Source organism: Sphingobacterium puteale, from assembly GCF_050986225.1.
Lineage (GTDB): Bacteria > Bacteroidota > Bacteroidia > Sphingobacteriales > Sphingobacteriaceae > Sphingobacterium > Sphingobacterium puteale.
The window spans coordinates 62,726-82,462 of record NZ_CP158959.1 but is presented as its reverse complement, the minus strand read 5'-3'; the positions used below and the strand labels follow the sequence as shown (position 1 = coordinate 82,462).

At 39.7% G+C, this 19,737-nt stretch carries 17 protein-coding genes and 1 tRNA gene; 5 read left to right on the top strand and 13 right to left on the bottom strand.

Annotated elements, in window-relative coordinates; all coding sequences use genetic code 11:
- Window positions 1–546 precede the first annotated feature (546 nt).
- From ABTV71_RS00405 to ABTV71_RS00375, 7 genes are all read right to left on the bottom strand, one after another.
- Window positions 547–1,431, bottom strand: a complete 885-nt coding sequence (locus ABTV71_RS00405; protein ID WP_433901875.1) for a hypothetical protein — start codon at window positions 1,429–1,431, stop codon at window positions 547–549.
- Window positions 1,432–1,697: 266 nt separating this feature from the next.
- Window positions 1,698–1,919 carry a hypothetical protein gene (locus ABTV71_RS00400; protein WP_433901874.1) on the bottom strand — a complete coding sequence of 74 codons (222 nt, stop codon included), beginning with the start codon at window positions 1,917–1,919 and terminating at the stop codon, window positions 1,698–1,700.
- A 198-nt stretch (window positions 1,920–2,117) separates the two neighbouring features.
- Entirely contained in the window at window positions 2,118–2,519 is a 402-nt protein-coding gene (locus ABTV71_RS00395) for a hypothetical protein (protein ID WP_433901873.1), read from the bottom strand.
- A gap of 320 nt (window positions 2,520–2,839) precedes the next feature.
- Window positions 2,840–3,196, bottom strand: coding sequence for a hypothetical protein (locus ABTV71_RS00390; protein WP_433901872.1), 357 nt, complete (start codon window positions 3,194–3,196; stop codon window positions 2,840–2,842).
- Window positions 3,190–3,666, bottom strand: coding sequence for a hypothetical protein (locus ABTV71_RS00385; protein ID WP_433901871.1), 477 nt, complete (start codon window positions 3,664–3,666; stop codon window positions 3,190–3,192). Before ABTV71_RS00385 ends, ABTV71_RS00390 begins: the two co-directional genes overlap by 7 nt.
- A gap of 556 nt (window positions 3,667–4,222) precedes the next feature.
- Window positions 4,223–4,354: a hypothetical protein gene (locus tag ABTV71_RS00380; protein ID WP_433901870.1), complete on the bottom strand. Its 132-nt coding sequence runs from the start codon at window positions 4,352–4,354 to the stop codon at window positions 4,223–4,225.
- An 11-nt stretch (window positions 4,355–4,365) separates the two neighbouring features.
- Window positions 4,366–4,539, bottom strand: a complete 174-nt coding sequence (locus ABTV71_RS00375) for a hypothetical protein (protein WP_433901869.1) — start codon at window positions 4,537–4,539, stop codon at window positions 4,366–4,368.
- Between the two features lie 223 nt (window positions 4,540–4,762).
- Here ABTV71_RS00375 and ABTV71_RS00370 point away from each other — a divergent pair, with 223 nt between their 5' ends.
- The 5 genes from ABTV71_RS00370 (at window position 4,763) to ABTV71_RS00350 (ending at window position 13,979) form a co-directional block, all read left to right on the top strand.
- Complete coding sequence (locus tag ABTV71_RS00370; RefSeq protein ID WP_433901868.1) at window positions 4,763–5,743, top strand: helix-turn-helix transcriptional regulator; 981 nt, start codon at window positions 4,763–4,765, stop codon at window positions 5,741–5,743.
- A gap of 222 nt (window positions 5,744–5,965) precedes the next feature.
- Window positions 5,966–6,469, top strand: coding sequence for a hypothetical protein (locus ABTV71_RS00365; RefSeq protein WP_433901867.1), 504 nt, complete (start codon window positions 5,966–5,968; stop codon window positions 6,467–6,469).
- Window position 6,470: 1 nt separating this feature from the next.
- On the top strand, window positions 6,471–12,905 hold the full coding sequence (locus ABTV71_RS00360; RefSeq protein ID WP_433901866.1) for an FG-GAP-like repeat-containing protein: 6,435 nt from the start codon (window positions 6,471–6,473) through the stop codon (window positions 12,903–12,905).
- Between the two features lie 18 nt (window positions 12,906–12,923).
- Window positions 12,924–13,418: a hypothetical protein gene (locus tag ABTV71_RS00355; protein ID WP_433901865.1), complete on the top strand. Its 495-nt coding sequence runs from the start codon at window positions 12,924–12,926 to the stop codon at window positions 13,416–13,418.
- A 66-nt stretch (window positions 13,419–13,484) separates the two neighbouring features.
- A complete protein-coding gene (locus ABTV71_RS00350; protein WP_433901864.1) occupies window positions 13,485–13,979 on the top strand; it encodes a hypothetical protein in 495 nt (164 codons plus the stop codon).
- Between the two features lie 302 nt (window positions 13,980–14,281).
- On the opposite strand, the gene ABTV71_RS00345 is transcribed toward ABTV71_RS00350, so the two are convergent.
- The 6 genes from ABTV71_RS00345 to purD form a co-directional block, all read right to left on the bottom strand.
- The gene (locus tag ABTV71_RS00345; protein WP_433901863.1) at window positions 14,282–15,505 is read right to left on the bottom strand and encodes an IS4 family transposase; all 1,224 of its coding nucleotides are present in this window, start codon (window positions 15,503–15,505) and stop codon (window positions 14,282–14,284) included.
- 110 nt (window positions 15,506–15,615) lie between these two features.
- Window positions 15,616–16,380, bottom strand: coding sequence for a hypothetical protein (locus tag ABTV71_RS00340; RefSeq protein WP_433901862.1), 765 nt, complete (start codon window positions 16,378–16,380; stop codon window positions 15,616–15,618).
- Window positions 16,381–16,406: 26 nt separating this feature from the next.
- Window positions 16,407–16,649, bottom strand: a complete 243-nt coding sequence (locus ABTV71_RS00335; protein WP_433901861.1) for a hypothetical protein — start codon at window positions 16,647–16,649, stop codon at window positions 16,407–16,409.
- A 12-nt stretch (window positions 16,650–16,661) separates the two neighbouring features.
- Window positions 16,662–18,029 carry a phage integrase SAM-like domain-containing protein gene (locus tag ABTV71_RS00330; RefSeq protein ID WP_433901860.1) on the bottom strand — a complete coding sequence of 456 codons (1,368 nt, stop codon included), beginning with the start codon at window positions 18,027–18,029 and terminating at the stop codon, window positions 16,662–16,664.
- 200 nt (window positions 18,030–18,229) lie between these two features.
- Window positions 18,230–18,301, bottom strand: a tRNA-Glu gene (locus tag ABTV71_RS00325).
- 91 nt (window positions 18,302–18,392) lie between these two features.
- A complete protein-coding gene (purD, locus tag ABTV71_RS00320; protein WP_433901859.1) occupies window positions 18,393–19,667 on the bottom strand; it encodes a phosphoribosylamine--glycine ligase in 1,275 nt (424 codons plus the stop codon).
- Window positions 19,668–19,737 lie beyond the last annotated feature (70 nt).

Sequence of the window (19,737 nt, the reverse complement as noted above, 5' to 3'; positions counted from 1 at the left end):
AAAAAGACTTTATTGCATCAGTTTCAAAGTCTTCCTCGTTTTATTAAATTACTTTTTTTCATTTTTGGCTTTCGTTTTCAAATCCCAAACATGGTACAGCTTGATGTCTTGTTAGGGGCTCTCTGTTCGTTGTTAAATGGTAACTTCGTGCCATGCTACTGATCATTCGCATTGTACTTTGTGTTTTGTTCAAAAAACTTATTGGATATCTCTTAAATTTTGGTTTCTAATATTTCTCTAAGATGTTCTGCTTTATAATTGATTACTCAAAAGTAGGTAATGTAAAATTTTTGAGACTATCGAATTATCTCAATAATCTGCGTATTTGTATCAAAACAAACGCTCACAACACAACAGCCTATAAACTAACTTGTTAAAGAAATAAAAAAGAGAAATTGGTGGTTATTAAAAAACAAAACGCCTGCAGTTTGATTTCATATTTAAGTATATCTTTGTAAATTCTATGAGAAAGTTTGCCTGAGATTTATAATCTAATAATAAGGCTAGTGTTACCATCCATTGTTAATTATTTCTAAATGATAATTGTCACATATCGATACGTTTAAATCGAAAAAATGAATTGAAGATTTTTCTTATAAACCTTGCGATTCCTTTTTTCCAACCTATGATGCCCAAAATACCTACACCAGAAAGACCGATCAAGAGAAAAATCATCTTAACTACAGCAGGAAAATCTTTTTCAATGGCATTAAGTTTAACTAAGCCATATGATATCGCCATTAGTGAAATAACTATTAGCCAAGAAATAATATTCGCCAAAAGATCCGCTCTACGGTTGAAGGTTGGCAAAAAAACGTCTAGATCGTATTGTTGTTGGGCGTTTAACAATGATTTTTTCTCAACTGCAATTTCTATTGCTCTGAGGGATGATAAATTTAAAAAATCGTCCTCATAATATGGGAAAAGCTTCATCCAGTGTGCGGAGAATACACTATTGATCTGCATTGACTGAAACTGTTCATCTCCGGAAATGGACTGGTAGAGCATTGATATTTGGTGAAAATCGTTCTTTGCATTTAGATTGCCGGCCAGGATATTCTTGAAGGTTTCCTTGATCTTTTTATCTTCGCCGAAAGAGCCTGACAGAGAAAGATTGATCACCTCTGACACCCAAGCTGTCTCTAATCCGAATTTTGCTATTGCTGTCACAACGCTGAACAAAAGATAGTTGTCATATGTCCAGTGGCTTTCCTTGGTAGGTCGCCTCTTGGACAATATTTGGACATATTTTTTTGCTGCGTCCCTGTTGTTTACTTTTACTGCGATAAGGAGGTTCAGCGCAAGATTGCTCGCGTTGGATGTATCATCGGAGTAATTTCCTACCTTGTCGGAGGTAATTTCTTGGATGATCGGTTTGAGTGGATAGTCCCTGAGCCTCTGAAAGAATGCTCCCTGTTCTATAGGAACCATTTTTTATTCCTAAAAGGCCTGACAAATAATGGATCCCATCCAGGGATGTTACTGAGCTTGTTGAGCTGATCCGTAATAAAGGTGGCGTACATCAATGATACCGGTAATTGCGTTGGGTTAAAAGTCCTGAACGAAATGTTGGTAAGGTGATACACTTGCTGAACGATGTAAGTCGGATCCGTAAAAGTTGACCTTGGATGGATCCTTATTAACAATGGCCCGGTAAAGCCCTGCTTACCGGATTTGATATCAGTCGGTCCCTTCAGTTACAACAGACAGACCCCTGATTCCAACATCAAATTGGTGCCACGTGAGGGAGTGAATTTTCCTTTCACGGAGGATGAAAATCTAGATGAAACACCATTCTGGTGAAGGTCGAAAATCAAATAGGGATGGTTTTCTCCGAAAGAGACAAAGGTAAACTTTATATCAAATTGCGGATACTGTTCGATGAGTTTGCCCACCACTTCTACCTCAAGGTCCTTCATTGGTTTGAACACATGGAAAATAATCCGAACAATTGCTCCATCTTCACACCCTTGTTCTCTGGATATGGTATCTATTGATCCCTTTAAGCTTGATAATAGTTCCTCGAAATATTCTTGATAAGCAACCTCTCTGGATCGTGAGCTAAAAATATATTTTCCGTCTGCATTGAAGAATGAGGTGATCCCTACAAGCCTATGTTACTGAGCACCAGCATATAGGTTGCTGCGTATTAGGGAACTTCCCTCCCCGACTATAAGTTCATGGGCGATATTTGGGCTTGACGGAAGCACCCAAGGAGTGCCTCCCAACTTGGCATACATCTGAAGTACGCATGAGTCAAGTAAAAATTTTGATTCCCTGGCATTGGTTTCCTTAATGTACTGTGCCGTTATCCCATGCTGCAAGAGATAGGCTTTGCTCATCCAGTATATATCGTCCTGTGGTGGGCGTCTTTTGAACTCTTCCCTAGTTTCGATAATAGCAATATCAAAACCTCGCTCACTTTTCTCTACCGCTTTTTTGATCTGCCCCATAAACACCTCAGCATCATAGCTCCCCACTTCTACAATCTGAATGTCCATATCATGTAATCTATACATGGCAATAAATCCCTTAGCAAAAGAAGGAGCTTCACTGTACCCTTCCTTTAATCGACCTAGGAATTGTGAAAATGCACCGGAAGAGTTTTTATGGCAGACAACAAGCACTTTTTTGGATGACTTACTTCCAAAAACTTCCCAAAATCGTATGGACCATACTCCAAAAGTCCTTTGGATGGGGAAGAATTTGTTTTGCTCAGTGATACATCGAACAGATATTTGGGGCTCTCCAATTTGAGAGAAGGAAAGTCAGTAGTACCGTTGCTTCCCATAGAAAAACAGAATCCGTCACCATTGTTAAATTCCAATTGTGACAGATGTTAGGCCATTTGGAAAATTTCTCTATGAAGTATGGTTGGATCGTTGCGGAGGAACTCCTTTGCCCTTACCTTCCCCAAAATGCTTTCCGCCCTTACAGGATCCAGAACGAACTCCAAAAATAGGCGTATGTTTTCGTGAGTTTTGTTTAAGTAAAGTTCATTCAAGGGCAGCTCAAGATCCCCATTGTTGGTATCAACAATGGCTACATCATTTTTTACCTGTTTCACCCTTCCTATCGATTGGAAAATCGGTGCAACTACTTCCTTACTGCTTTCATGCCGCAATAAATCTGCAACATCCAACCCGGTTATGTCAAATCTTATTTCTTCTAGCTTTTGACAGTTCTCTCTTAGCATCCATTTATAGAGCTTCCTATAACTAACATGAATTTCTTCTTCCCTTGAACTGTGGTTCGTTTTATATCTATCTCATTCAGTTTTTTGTAGGTAATAGTTGATTTTAGGGAGTTTGGTAGTTCATCTAAGATAAGATTGTGTTCATCTTTTGATGATGGAAGCCTAAATGGGTTGAATGAAGGTTTAATCTGGGGAAACCGATCCTTGAATGCCCTAAAGAATATTTGCCTGATCAGAGAACCTACAATTTGGGGTTCCTCATCTACTATTAACGTGACCAAGGTTCCCAATAACGGAAGATCAGAGGTACTTGGTGAAATATAGATATAGCCATCCTTTTTAAAAAATGAATACTGCGTGTTGTGTTGCTCCCTAAATGCCTTCAAACTTTTCTCCGTGTATGGAACTCTCTGGACCTGAAAATCATCGAACGGAATTTCTATGGGGAATATGTTACTAGTTAATCTCATTATGTTTTTTTCATTTTATTGTCTTTCGGACAGAATCATGATCACTCCTCTGTTACCAGAGTAATTTTCCAAATCGAAGTGGAGGTTTCATTGTCCCATGAGGTGTAAGTATGAAAAATCAAGTTTCTTTCTTCCTCATAGCTGTCCAAAAACTCCTTGGACTGCTATCCAGTATATGGCTCTTTCCATGCCCTAATATTCCACAGCGAGTCATCGTCACTTCAACTAACTTCAATAAATCTTCCCATTTTTGGACCATGATCTTTTCCTAATCTTTTTACACCTTGGAATAAAAATAAAGAATGTAAACTTTATGGCCTGGATTTTTTTAATCAATTCGATCCAACAAAAAAATCAATCAGTTTGATTCTATTATTAATAAAATGAATGACTTGAATTACAGCTCTTTAAAGCCCAACTTTCCGTACCAACCTGTCGACTGAATGTACGCTCACATTTAGCAGCTTTCTAAAGAAAAAACAGAAGTCGATAGCGGAAAAATTATATGCCGCATCCACCCGGATGAGAAAGAATAGCTTGAAATTTGAGAGATGGATTATTGTGCACTCCCATTATCCACCTCCTTTCCTGCCTTTGATAGGGCTTCTCGGATTGCCTGATCGGAATAGAATACCTTTCGGCCTATTCTGCGAGGCACCAATATGCCCCCTTTCTCCCAATAGTGCATAGTGGAATATGCTACCCCAGAAGCTCTCTGGTCTCTGATCTTGTTCTATAGCCTATCCCTTCGGAGGGAGGGGCTTTTTTTTCTGCCGGATTGCCATTCAGGACTTCCCTGACAGCATCTTTTACCTGCTCGGATAGAAGTTCCTTGAACTCAGAATCCGAATAACTTGTGAGTATCTGTGCCATACGAAATACATTTGTATAGCACAATGTTCAGAGGGATTCATTAAGGGATTCGTCACTATTTACTATTTAAACAAGTTTCGATGAAATTCTTAGACAGCTTAAAATTAATTTTATAAATCAAAAAGAGCATCCAAAATTCAATATCCAGTTTTACTGAGCAGACAGTCGATAAAAAATATTAAATTAGAAAAACAGATAATTCACTCTTTGACCGATTAAAAATATGAATAGACCTATAAAATTTAATCTGGAAGGACTAGGGATTTATAAGACTAAAAACTTGTTGCCTGAAGATGTTACATATAGGATCCCTTTTGCGGACTGCCAATATCATGAACTCAAGAATGCAAGTGTTGTATTTCAGTGGTATGGGAATTACTTATATTATATGGAACTCATAGAGTTCAATACCGAAACGCAGAGAACAATTTATTACGAAGTATTGGAACCTTCGCTCTTTATGTTCTTTATGTTTGATGGAGAAACTGCGTTCAGGACACTTGACGGAGATATTTTAAATAGGCCGATACGCGGATCCTATTATGCCACTTTTAATGATGTCAACGTATATGAGGCGGCGTTTGAGCCGGGAAGAAATATCCTGCTCTATATTTCACTTCGGAAGGATTGGATCCTTCGGGAAAACTCAAGTCTTCCGAGGGTTTCTAAATTTGTATCGTCTTCCTTAAAAAATGGCTGCTCCGTATCCTATATGGAAAAGCTCTTTATGAGCCATTCGCTTGCTAAAAGTCTTCTCAGGATTTGGCATTTACCGCTTTCAGAAAAAGTAGACCTTGAATCGCTCCTTCTTCCTATGATCAAGGAGATTCTGAAGATCTATGACAGAGCTCAGGATTACCGTATCCATCTGTCAGGGATGTCAAATGAAGAAAAAGTTCATGAAATAAGAGGTTATTTAAAATCAGGCTACCTTTTGCCCAATATTACCGATATCAATGCCTTATGTGAACGCTACTACATAACTGAGAGAACACTAAGAAGAGTATTTTATAAGGTTGAAGAGAGAACAATCATTGACTTTGTTACCGATCACCGACTTGATTATGCCAGGAGCATTCTTTGCCAAAAGAACCTGTCCATAAAACAGATTTCTGAACTTTGTGGTTTTAACAACCCTAGTTATTTTTGTAGGCTATTCAAGAGAAAATACAAAACCACCCCGAAAAATTACCGTTCAGTTTAATAGCCATATTAGTTATATATCGCCAACAGACTCCCATTAATTTAGTTTTTGATCATAAATCATCAGATTTATAATACGATTCGGCCAATTTTTTAAATGAGAATATTTTTTTGTCCGTATTGTGATATGATTTAAAGTTAATTTTGGGTTAAGCACAATGGATTGTATACTATGATTTGACACATCGACAGTCCTTGAGGGAATAACCAGTTCAGATAAATTATGGGAAAGTTAATAATTTTTGATATCAAATCTCTGGTAGGGATACGAGGCTACATTATTTTATGTACCCTTATTTTTTTAACATGTTCTTCGAACGCATTTTCTCAAAAACTCACATTCACCTTCGATGCTTCGGGAAATCAGACAAAAAGGGTCTGGTTATGCATAAATTGTCCTACACTAAATATTTCAGCCCCGGAGAACACTGTCGCTGTTGAGGAAAAAGAGATTGCGATGGAAATTGGAGATGGGTCTCGTCTCCTGATCAACAAAACTGAAAGAACTATCAAGATTCAATCCGATTGTTTAAGTAGAGCTATTACTCCATTCATATCACTTGTGAATTTCGAGGATAAAAGAAAAGTGACCATTAATTCCTTTAAAAAGGAAGATTACGTTGAATTTTCGACAGATAAACTGATGGCCGGAATCTATCTTCTCCGGATATCGGTTAATGGTGAAAAATGGACAGAGGTAATTATTGAAAAAGTTAAGGAGGCCTGATATGAAAAGATTGATAATTTTAGTGTCTTTATTTTGTGCGATCAGTATTAATTGTATTTCACAGAACAGAATCCAAACCGATACAATAGGTTTAAATAAAAGTAAATCGTCAAATTTGAATTTATTGGATTCGATCGTTAAGGTTAACGTAACTTTCCCTTCAAAGTTCTCAATTGATACCCTTAAAACTGTAGTGTCAGATTCCTCTTCATTAACGAAATTTTCAAAATCAGGACTGCAAGTTTTAGCGACGACTTTAAGTCCCGGGAGAACAGAAGTTAATTTGGATGTATCTGCCACCGGATCGACAAATTTTACAATACCCTTTATAATCCCCCCAGGTATTGATGGGTTTGTACCTGAGCTAGGCTTAATTTACAATAGTCAGAGCAGCCGGGGAACCGCTGGATACGGATGGAATATTTTTGGGCTGTCTTCTATATCTAGGGTTGGCGCTGCTAAGTACTCTGACGACCGGGTTGGGGGTGTCAATTTTGACCTTAATGATAGATTTTCCTTGGACGGCCAGAGACTGCTGTTAAAGAGCGGGTCTTATGGGGGGGACGGGGCGGAATATCAGACTGAGCAGTATTCCAATATAAAGATAGTTTCAAGAGGGGTCTCTTCTTTTGGATCTTCATTTGGACCAGCATATTTCGAAGTGTTCTATCCCAACGGGACAAAGGCTTTTTATGGACAAAATACTAATTCAAGATCCAGGTTACAATACGGACTCACTTACATGGAAAATTCACAGGGAGTTCGTATAAGTTACGAATATATAACCTTTAATAATAATCTTTTTATAAGCAAAGTATTATATGGAAGTCGAGGAACGGGAACTGCTCTAAATAGGGTAGAATTCAGCTATGGTGCAGCTAGCAGGGCGGAACAGAATTATGTTGCTGGCACAGGTTTTTATTCAGATAAAAAGATCAGTAAGATCAGCGTTGTTGCAAATGGCACTAATTATAGGCATTATATTCCCACTTATTCTACAGTGAGTACACTTGATTATGATCGAATGACGGAGATCCAGGAGTTTGACGGTACTGAAACCAATGCTTTTGCACCGGTTAGGTTTGCATACCACAACACAGCAAATATGCTTACTTCATCAGTGATCTCAAATTTAAGCCTAACGGGCATTGCAAGTAATAATTCGCAGATTCTCTCTGCGGACTTTACCGGAAATGGAAGTATGGACTTTTTATTGTATCCCACGGCCAAGAACAAATTCTATGCTTTTTATGATCTTGATCCCGGTTCTCCATATATGCAGCTCGGCTATGAAGTAAACAGTGGAAATTTCATTGATCTATTTCCGGTTACCTGGTTGTCCAGCACAAGTAAAATTCTCCCCGGGCAAGGTATGCTGCTCACGAAATTAAATGGCGCAAATGGATATAAATTTGATGTTTATTCATCTGGTACAGTAACTCCTGTCTATTATCAATATACGAAACTTTGGGACAATCCCCCTCAACATCAGACTTATTTTTCTGAATGTGATATGATGATGCACCCCAATGGTCCACGTATCTATAAATTTGTATCCGGTGATTTTAATGGCGATGGTCTGAGTGATATTATGGCCTTAAGTTACAATGAAACAATTGTTTCTTTTGAATGGAGGCTGCCAAGCTGTAACAAACAATATCAGGAATCAGGGTCAATAGGAATATTCATCGATATGGACCGTAGGAAGACAACTGATTATATATCCCCAATGAGTTATCTTCAAAAACCTATCAACAGTTATGATAAAATATATACTTCGGATTTTAATGGGGACGGGAAAACCGATATCCTGGTTGTCAAAGAAGGTAGTATGGATGTCTATTCGCTTAACGACCAGTCGCTCCAGCTTAATTGGACCATTTCGGATACAAGGATAACCAACAACAGCGCACGGCCAACTTTATTGGGAGATTTTAATGGTGACGGAAAAATGGATGTCATGTTTGCCACGGGCTATAATAATCTGTTCGCAACATTCATGTCTACCGGAAAAGGATTTGTTAAACATGAAAAAAATGAACCTTTTTCCCATGTGCAAAATACATGGGATGGTTCAAATACCATGAAGCAATATGTATTGATTCCAACTGATGTAAATGGTGATGGGAAAACGGATATCATATACAGTGCTACAACTACTTATAATTCTACGGCGACAGGAAACATTGCGGTCACAATTTATCATAACATTGGAATAGACGTTAGTAATAGGCCAATTTATGGAAATTCGGTTTCCAGTAACAGGAGTACAACAGTACGGCATAATCCTATTCCGATCTTTTTGAACCCGGACCAGCAAAATCCTAATCTTGAATATGGTTATATAAGTGATAATTCCATTTCATTGTTCCGCTCTTACAAAGATATGATGAAAGAGGGGCATCTAACGACTATTTTTCACGATGGCGTAAATCATTACATTGACTACGCAAGATTAATGGAAGGTGCAAATGGAAACGGACTGCCACTCTATAATTCTTCATACGATCAGACATTCCCTTATATAGACATTCATTTTGCTCCCCAGTTATATGTTACCAGTGCGATTACAAGAGATGCAGCAGGACAGATCGGCTTACAGACGTTTGGTTATGCGAATGCAGTCACAAATGCTGACGGTCTGGGATTTCTTGGATTCGGCGAAAATATCCGGAGCAATGTGCATACAGGTGCATCTGACGTTAACCGTACATACACCATCGGTATTCAGAGTCCGCAATTGCGCGGAGCAAATCTCCGTACATTTGTCTCCAAGAACAGCTATATAAACAATACGATTAAGAATATGGCTGTATCCAATCCTCCTCCTGCGGGCGGTGCTCCTGATGGGGCTACGCTCAGCGATTATATCAGCCGGGAAGACTATATCTATCAGACAAGCATATTGGCTAACAAAACTTTTGTCAATGTACCTATTGCCTTTTCATTAAAAGACAAACTTTTAGGGACTTATAGGAATCAACGCTTCACTTATGATGGATATTACAACGTGACCTATCATAAAACTGATGTTAATGGTCAGGGATCAGAAAGATCAGCCCAAACGTATTTAAATAGTACCGGAACACCTTATTATATCGGGCGACTGACTAATCGAAAAGACACAACAGAGGTTGGCACAGAGGTCTATACAGCAGAAAAACAGCTTGTATATACCGGTTATCTCCCAACACAGGTAAAAAACAAAGGACATAACACATCGTTTATTACTCAGGCTTTAACTTATGATGCCTTTGGTAATATAACAAAACGTATCACAACTACTCCTGCAGACGGTTCACGTACCGAAACTATGGTGTATGAAGCAACAGGAAGATTTAAGACAAAATATACTGATCCAGATGGGTTATTTGAGAGCTTTGTAAATAGTTCTGTCTCTGGGATGCTAACTTCATATACCGATAAATATAATAGAAATACCGCTTACACTTTTGATAGCTGGAACAGGATCAAAACCACAATTGATTACTTAGGAAAAGTTAAAACAAATACCTATACCAAGGATATGTTTAACACTATCATTACAGCGACAGGAGATGACGGTTCTTCGTCCATTACCACGATAGATCAGCTTGGCCAGAAAATAGAACAGCGTGATAAAACTGTCCTTGGGACTTTTGAGGGCCGGTCTTGGAAATATGATGTATATGGAAGAGAATATCAGGTTAGTGAACTTTCGCAGCCAGGTAATTATACCCTTTGGAACACATTGTCATTTGATAGTTATGGACGCATCTATCAGTCTACAAAATATACGGGAAGGGTTCAAACATATAGTTACAGTGGATTGAATATGACCGTTAATGATGGCGTAAAAGCCGTTACAACTTCTCGGAATGCTTTCGATATGGTCACAAGCCTACAAGATCCAGGTGGAACAGTTACCTATACTTATTTTGCAAACGGCAATCTCAAAACTGCTGATTTTGGTGGCAGTATCCAAACAATTGAACAGGATGGTTGGGGACAAAAAACAAAATTAATAGATCCAAGTGCGGGGACTTACCAATATACTTATGATGGGTGGGGACAGATGAAACAGGAAACCTCGCCATTGGGCCAATCGCAATTTGTATATGATCAGGCTGGGAAACTGTCGACCAGAAATTTTACCGGTACCGGAACGAATATGCAATGGACATATACTTATGACCCTACTTCGAAATTGCTGGCCCAAGTGGCATTGGTAAATGGAGATGGCAATAATTCGACCGATGCTTATGTTTATGACACGTACAAACGCCTTTCATCCCAGACCGAAGATAATTCGTATGCGCAGTTCAGCAGAACATTTCTATATGATGCTTTTGGAAGAGTAAATAATACGAAGGTCAAGGCCACACATAAGCCGACGTCGACATCCGTCGAAAAGTCAGTATTGACACAATATCAGAATGGTCTTAGACAACAGCTGAACCTTCCCGTAACTCCTGACGGGGGACACATTTTATGGCGGGTGGACTCGCTTAGTCCTCGCGGAGAGTTGACAGCTGCTACCCAGGGAGTTTCGAGAACCTCATTAAAATATGACACTTATGGATTTCCACAACAACGTAGATTATATCGTACTTCTGGGACTCCAGCTACACTAATGACCTTGGGAACAACGTTTAATGTCCAGAGGGAGTTTCCTACGAGCAGGACCAATAGTGCATTTAGCTGGTCCGAATCTTTTGGGTATGACAATTTAGATAGGTTGACCACATTCAGTGACAATAATGGTAGCCAAAGTCAACAGTATGATGCTAGGGGAAGAATTACCCAAAACACAAGACAAGGAACATATAGCTATAGCGGAGTCAGTTATAAACAACAGGATTTGACATTAAATACATCCGCAAGTGCATATTATCAAACTAGAACTCCACAGGATGTCAGCTTCAATGCATTTAAATCGCCTATTGAAATCAGTGAAACTGGAATTGATCGAATTAGTTTTCAGTATAATTCTTCACTTGGAAGGGCCAATATGTTCTATGGTGGTGTTCAGGCTGATAAATTGCTTAGAAGATATCGGAAGCATTATGCCGGGGACGGCAGTTCGGAGATAATCCATGATACGCAGACAGGCCGGGTCTCCTTTATCCTATACCTTGGTGGCGATGCTTATTCCGCACCAGCTATCTGGAAAGAGTCGAAAGGGAGTCTACCCGTAGCCGGGGCTTTATACTACCTGCACCGTGATTATTTGGGGAGTATTGTCATGATAACAAACCAAAGTGGGGGAATTGTTGAAAAAAGGCAATTTGATGCATGGGGAAATATTGTGAAACTTACTGACGGAAGCAACAATAACCTTACTACGTTTGCAATCTTGGACAGAGGATTTACAGGGCACGAACACCTTTTCAGCGTTGGATTGATCCATATGAACGGCAGGCTATATGATGCAAGGATAGCGCGGTTTCTTTCTCCTGATGGGAATGTGCAAGATCCATTTAATACACAGAACTATAATAGATTTGCCTATGCATTGAATAACCCACTGATATATGTTGATCCTAATGGAGAATTTCTTTTTGGCATTCCTATTCTCGCAGGTATTATTTGGGGTGCTATAATTGGAGCTGGCGTTGGCGCAGCCGCATATTCAATAAATGCAGCGATAACCGGTGACTGGAGCTGGAGCGGATTTGGAAGTTCCCTTGCTATGGGAGCAATTGGCGGCGCCATCGGTGGAGGTGTAAGTGCGATTGGCTCATCCGGCCTTTTGGGATCTTTTGGTAATACATTTGGTTATAATATGCTTTCTCAGACAGTGAGCTCAGTGGTAACAACATCGATGTATGGGGGAGAAATAAATCTTGCCTCAGTTGCGGGGATGGTTGCTGGTGGGCTAGTTGGTTCTGCCATACCTAAATTCAATCCTATAAAAGGGTCAGGTTTCGGAACAAGTGTTAAGAATTCACTTTTGGAATTGTCTTATTCCGCAGGAAAAGGAGCATTGACCGGGGCAACTTCAGGAGCTGTTCAAAAAGTTTTGGGAAATGCCGATAAAAACATAATTTTGAATAGTGCTATAGGTGGTGCAATCGGCGGATTTTCAAATACTTTGTTCAATATCGGAGTTATGGGGCCTGCAATGAGCTTTGATGATAGTTATATTCCTCATGGAAACGATAGGCCGATCCATAGAGCTGGAGGTCTCGCTGATTGGCTGGGAGGAACAGGGGTTTCATTGGGAAGAAATGCTTATGGAAGTAATTTTGAAGAAGATTATGTCAGAATAGAAGAAAGTCAGCATTATTTACAACAGAAACAGTTAGGGTTTGCTAATTTTTATGGAAGGATTCTTTCAGAGGCATTAAAGTTTGGGAACCCATATAATACTCGAGGTACATTAGAATATCAAGCTCAAAAAGTTTCTTACGATTTTTACAATAAAAGACCGTATAATCCGGCTCCATTACGATAATATTAAAAATATCCAATTATGAAGAATAGGCTATTGATGTTGAATACAATCTTTGTGCTAATGTTTGGTACATTAATCTCATGTGAAGCGAATAAATCTGTCCTTATTAATGGAGAACGTAGTATTCTATTAGATACTAATTCAGAATGTAAGCTGGAGATAGAGTCACATTTTATAAGAGAGGCGTTCCTTATTTTTGAATTAAGTCCAAAAGGATGTAATCTTGAAATAAACAATGTTGATGAGTGGATAGATAATTTAACAAGAGCCAATGGATTGGATTCTGGGGCAATTCAATTAAGTAGTAAGATTGTGGTATCAAATCGTAAAGTTTTAATTTCGAAAGGTCAAATCTTGAGATTTGACCTTATAAAAAGTTCAAGCACCTGGGATAGAGGAAGACTAAACTTTATTTTTCCAAAAAATAGTAATATGCTAGTCAATGGAAGTCCTTTTTTTTCAGAAACAAAAACATTATCCTTAGAAATTGGCAAGATGAGGTTTATCTTTTAGCTCTCTTTCTGTTTTTATTAGACGTGCCTGATGGATCACGAATTGAAATAATAAAAATTAATAAATATGAGAGCTCGACAATTAATTCTGTTTACCTACTTGATTGCTTCTTCGTCAATTATTTTATCATGTGAACCATACCGATACATTAATATTAATGGGAAGAAAAAATTCTTGGCTAATCCTAATCATAATTGTGAAATTGAAATTAGTGCTGGTATTTTGCAGATAAATAATGTGGATTTTAAGATAATTTCAAATAGGGATAGTATCAGAATAGTAAACCTCAAAGAATGGTTGAATGAGTTAACAGAGATTAATAAAGAATATTTTGAATCTTCAGCCTTACTTAATAATGTTGAAACGTTTTCTAATAAGCCATTCATACTAAAAGCTGGTGAGCCTTTAAAATTTCCGATCAGAACAAGAGAAGGGTGGATTAATGACAAAATACCCTTTATCTTTCCTAAGAGCAACCTTATTTTATGTCAGGGTAAACCACTGTTTGAAGAGGCAGTAGAATGCATTTTAGCTCCTGGGAGAAATAGATTTATATTCTAAATTGGGCATTTTGTAGGTGTAATTTTACCATGATTCAAAAAATTTCTTTCGATTTTACAATAAAAGGCCATATAATCAAACGAATAAAAATATTGAATTTGTCATTCCTTCAAATAAATAAATAAATAAATAAATAAATGCTTTTTAATAAATTGCCTGTCATTTCGGACACATTAAGCGTTAAATTAAGATGTTGAAACAGTACCGTCCTAAATAAATTTTAGGTCCATAAAAATCCCTATCTACAGGTCTTTCCATGCAGATTTTGTTGTTGCTCTCCGAATTACCCCCTCCTGTCCGTTTCAGAACAGGTTAAACTGTCCATTTTGATCGGGTGGTTTGCCCGAAATAAATGGGTCATCGGCCCATTTCCACAGATCAATCTTCACGAAGATATTTAGCCGTATGAAATTCACCAGATTGGACAGGTTCCAGCCATATCTCGCACGTTTCTGAATGTACTTAAAAAGTAATATCCCGATCATCGCTGTCCAGATCTGGATGTAAACGGCATTCTCGGAGGTGCCTACAAAACTGGTGACCTTCAACCGCTGCTTGAGGTGTTTAAAGAACGTCTCGATCTCCCAGCGCTCTTTGTAAAGTGCAGCTACCGTTGCCGCCTTCCACTGAAAATGATTGGTCAGGAACTCGTATTCCACATTTTTGATGCTGTCCCAAACCCGGACAAGACGCATCTTCTTATCTCCGTACCGAGTTTCTGAGATGCCATCCAAGGCAATAACTTGATCTTCAATCACCCCTGCTTCTTTCAGTTCATCGCTTTGCCAAGACTTCAATACCGTATATTTCATATTGGATTGGCTCCTTGTTACGAAAAAGCAGCCCTTGCTGTCCAAAACGTTCATCCAGGCGTAATCGACATAACCCCGATCCACCACCACTACACATCCTTTGGGAAAGGATAGGGTCTTTGCGACGGTGGATTCATGTGTTTTTCCATCGGTAATATGCACGAAGCTGGGCATACAACCATCGTAATCCAGTATCGTATGCAGCTTCACCGCACCTTTGGCACTTCGGAACTTTGCCCAATCAAACACTGACAGGCAAAGCGGGATCACAGTGACATCCATCAACAGCACTTTGCGTTTCAGCATCCGCAGTTCTGAGCGAAGATGCGTCTGCTTCTGCCAGAGTTTGTCCAATAACTCCACATACAGGTCTCGAAACAACACCTGGTCACGATGCGCATTCATGTAGGACAGATTGGACTTGCTGGGCACCCTGCTGATACCCATGTGGCGCATATTGCCCGTTGTACTCCGCAAACCGTTGCTGATGTCTCTAACCGAATCTGCAGACGATAAATGGCAGAAAAGCATGCTTACCAAATGCGTCCAGCTGTTGATACCTTTGTGGTGCTTGTCTGAATCATGCTTGCGCACCAAAAAATTGAAACGCTCGCGGTCGATAAGCGAGAGAATCTGAGAAAATACGTTTATATTTACCATGGTGGTGATCTGTTTTAGCGAACTAAATATAGCATTACCTGCTATATCATTCACCACCACTTTTTAAATCACATTTAGGACGCTACTGATGTTGAAAATATTAAAGATTCGACTGAGGATATCTTAGGCCTTTTTCGGAGATATTCCGTTCACAGACACCAATATTATAACTTTCTTAGGCGGTTAATAAACTGTCCTTTCTCAAGTCTTAGATTTGGGCAATTTTTCCGCATATAATCGAAAAAAGTTTGTTCATTTTTAGAGTCATATTCCTTTAGTTCCGGACTTCCATAAGAATTAAAGAACTTATAGTACCTGATTGCGGTATCGCTCTTGAGGGGACCTGCATCAAGAATAGCACCGATAACCTGTGCTCTGACTTTCTGGGGTATCCCTTCGTTCCATATGCCGTCGTCCAGAAGCCCTAATTTATAGAGATAGTGCATACGAAGTTTGCTGTTTTCCCTGATATCGTTACTTTCAGATTCCTCCATACCCTCTTCTTCCATATACCTGGATAGCAGTTCTTGTAGATGATCTACCTTCCATTCGGCCGAATCCAGTTTTTTGCGGCTTTGTTCTATTTTATTCTCAAGTGAACTTTCCTTTTCTTTTGCCAGTGCCAATAAAGTGTTTTTCTCACTAAGCTCGCTATGAAGTTCCAGAACCCGATTCTCAAGTTCTTTGATCTTTTTCTGTTCGGAAGATACAAAACTGTCGACAACCCATTGCAGTGTCAAAAGAAGATAGGACCTGAATTCTGCCGGATTACCATCGATAAAGTAAGTTTCACGGATATCATCGTCATCCTGAATGATGTCAAAGATAATCTTTTCTGAGCTCATCCTTTTCAGACTTTCTTCATACCGTCTGAATTTGGCCTCATCTATATGTACGGCAATTTTCCTTTTTCCCTCGGTGATCTCCATTTTCCGGAGTTCTTCCAGAACGGGAATCAGCTTGTTTTCGATCTCGGCTCTATAGTAGCGTGTAAGTTTTCACACGCCAGTGCTTCGGCGAGTTTTCCGAAACTACCGTCCTTCAGCCCACAGAAGAAATCCATCCAAGGGGTGGAAAAATAATTTCGGGATGGTACAGTCTCCCACTTGACAGCTCCTTCGCTCTGGCAGAAGGTTTTTGGATACCATAGCAGCTCGCCAACCAGTCCGTTGAATTTTTCAAAATTCTTTATTTCCATCTTTCCTGATTATTATGCTTCAACACTTTCTTTTGCATTTTTTGTCATTACGGTCTCAAGGATGAACTCCGCATTCTCCTGAGGGGTCATACGTATATATTTGAAAAAGTTTGCCTCCGTCGTATGGCCGGTGATCTTCATGATCGTCAGTGCAGGCAGCCTGTAATGCTTGTACATATTTGTTGCGAAAGACCTTCTTGCCGTATGCGTTCCCATCGCATCATGAAAAGGAATAGTGATCTTTACGCGTTTGCCTCCGTCGGGGACTGATATAGTCACGGGCTGCGTAAGTCCGGCCATTTTGCCGATGACCTTGATATAATCGTTCAGTTTCTGGTTGCTGATCGGTTTGGGATAGAGATAGGCCCCGTCTTCCTGGCGATATCTTTCCAATATTTCACCGGTTATGGGTAATATGGGGATAGCTACAAAAACTCCGGTCTTTTCAGTTTCAATATGGATAAAATCTCCCGAGACCCTCGCCTTCTCCTCCAGCACGGAGTAATCCTGAAAACGCAGCCCGCTCCAGCAGCCCAGCAGGTAAAGATCACGTGCGTTCTTAAGCCCCGGATGCCCTGTTAGATCAGCGGAATAAATGGCCTCCAGTTGCTTGATATCATTATACACGGCGTCGGTTTCTTCCTCCACTTTGATAAAGCCCTTTGACCGATAGATAACTGAGCCATGGAGCTTTTCTTCTTCGGCCTCTTTCATGAAAAGCTTGAGATGCTTGATGACCTTGCCGAAATAGTTCAGTGAAAAACTGGCATCCACGAACATGTAATTTCGTAAATCGTGGTAAAAATCCATGCTGATATCGTCAAAGTTGAGTGTCTTCAGTTTTCTGTTCCCCATATAGTCCCTGAGCAGGGCCAGGGTGCCTTCGTAGGACTTTATCGTATTTTCGCGATAGGGTTTGCCCTTCCTCGGGCCTTTTATAATAAGTCGTTTTCCATCTCTGGAAAGTTTGATCTGTCGCTCAAAGAAATTCAGCAGGGACGGGTGAGGCCTATCCTCCTCCTTTGGAGCAGTGGCCTCACCAGAAATGGATTGCATGACCTGTACTTTAAAGATTTCTTTATAGGGATAGTTTTTGAAGCGGTTCACATGTTCCCTGTAATTGTTTTCGACGGTGGTCCTGACCACCGAAAGCTTCTCCGTGATTGACCCTGCTTCTATGCTTTCCATTGCCTTCATTCCACCGATGGGTCTTTCCTTATCTGCATTCCACTTGGAGGGAAGGATCTTTGTACCTGTCGGTATCTTGACAACGGGTTTGCCATTGAATTCAACGAAACAGGTAATGGGCGTTGGCGCTGTCGCCTTATTGTCCCTCAGCCTGAAACTGATCCCGCATTCGATCTTTACTGCTCTGACCATAATTTATTGATTTAAAATGGATTCAACAATACCCTAAGATAATAATAAGGGACTTAAGCTACAACTTTTCGGGGTTCTTTATGGGGTTCTTTTTGTCGAATTGAAGCAACTTCTCAAAAATACTATGCAACAAAAAAACCGCTTTAAAATTACTTTTAAAGCGGTTTTGAATTTTATTGACTCTCTTCGGAGCCTCTCGGTAGCCCGTAGGGGAATCGAACCCCTGTTTCAAGAATGAAAATCTTGCGTCCTAACCCCTAGACGAACGGGCCATTTTTAATGCAACTCCAAAAGTTTTGTTGTTTTTGGAGTTGCAAATATAGGCCTTAAAATCATTTATACAAAAATAATTTTAAATATTTTTTAGATGAGGTCAAAACCGATATCACGACGGAAATACTTTCCTTCAAAATAGATTCTTCCGGCATCAGCAGTAGCCTGTTGAAGCGCTTCAAAAAGCGAATCCTGTAATGTGGTTACCGCGATCACACGTCCGCCGGCAGTAACAACCTTGCCGTCCTGTTCCTTCGTTCCCGCCTGGAATACAATCGACTCTTTCACATTCTCTATATTAGCGATCTCCTTGCCAGATTCATACGCGCCGGGATAACCTCCCGCGACTAGCATAACTGTAACTGCAGTCTTTGTAGAAACGGTATAAGAGCGTTGATCCAAATTTCCCTGCGCGACACCTTCCAACAGATCTAACAGATCAGATTCGATACGAGGCAATACGGATTCTGTTTCGGGATCTCCCATACGCACATTATATTCGATCACATAGGGTTCACCATCAACATTCATCAAACCGATGAAAATAAAACCTTTATACGGAATACCATCTTTCTTCAGCCCTTCTACAGTTGGTTTGATGATACGTTCTTCCACTTTATTCAAAAATGTTTCGTCAGCAAAAGGTACAGGAGAAATAGAGCCCATTCCGCCTGTATTTAGACCTGTATCACCCTCTCCGATACGTTTGTAATCTTTTGCAGAAGGAAGTACCTTATAGGAGTTTCCATCCGTCAAGACAAATACCGAGAGTTCAATTCCTTTTAAAAATTCCTCCACCACAACGACGCGACTTGCCTCTCCGAATTTAGAGTCAGCAATCATTGCTTTCAGTTCGGCTTTTGCATCTTCGAGTGTTTCACAGATCAAAACACCTTTTCCCGCAGCTAATCCGTCAGCCTTAAGCACAATCGGTAACTTTTGGCTCTCCAGATAAACCAATCCTTCAGCAAGCGAGTCTGCATCAAAAGAACGAGAAGCGGCGGTAGGCACGCCATGGCGATCCATAAATTGTTTCGAAAAATCTTTTGAACCTTCTAATTGGGCACCTTCTTGCTGTGGGCCTATGACAGGAATATTTTTTAAATCTGTCCGGTTCAAAAAATAATCATGAATACCTTTCACCAAAGGTTCTTCTGGTCCCACCAACACCATTTGTATCGCATTTTCCAAAACAAAGGATGCGATAGCTTCAAAATCAGTAACTTTAATATTTACATTTTGTCCATATGCTCCTGTACCAGCGTTTCCTGGAGCAATAAACAATTGATCTAAACGTGGACTTTTCGATAGTTTATAGGCGAAGGCGGATTCACGACCTCCTGAACCGATTATTAGGATATTCATAGCACAAAGATATTTTTTTTATGCTAATTTTCAGACATAAGATCATTCAAAAACGGATTTTATATTTATT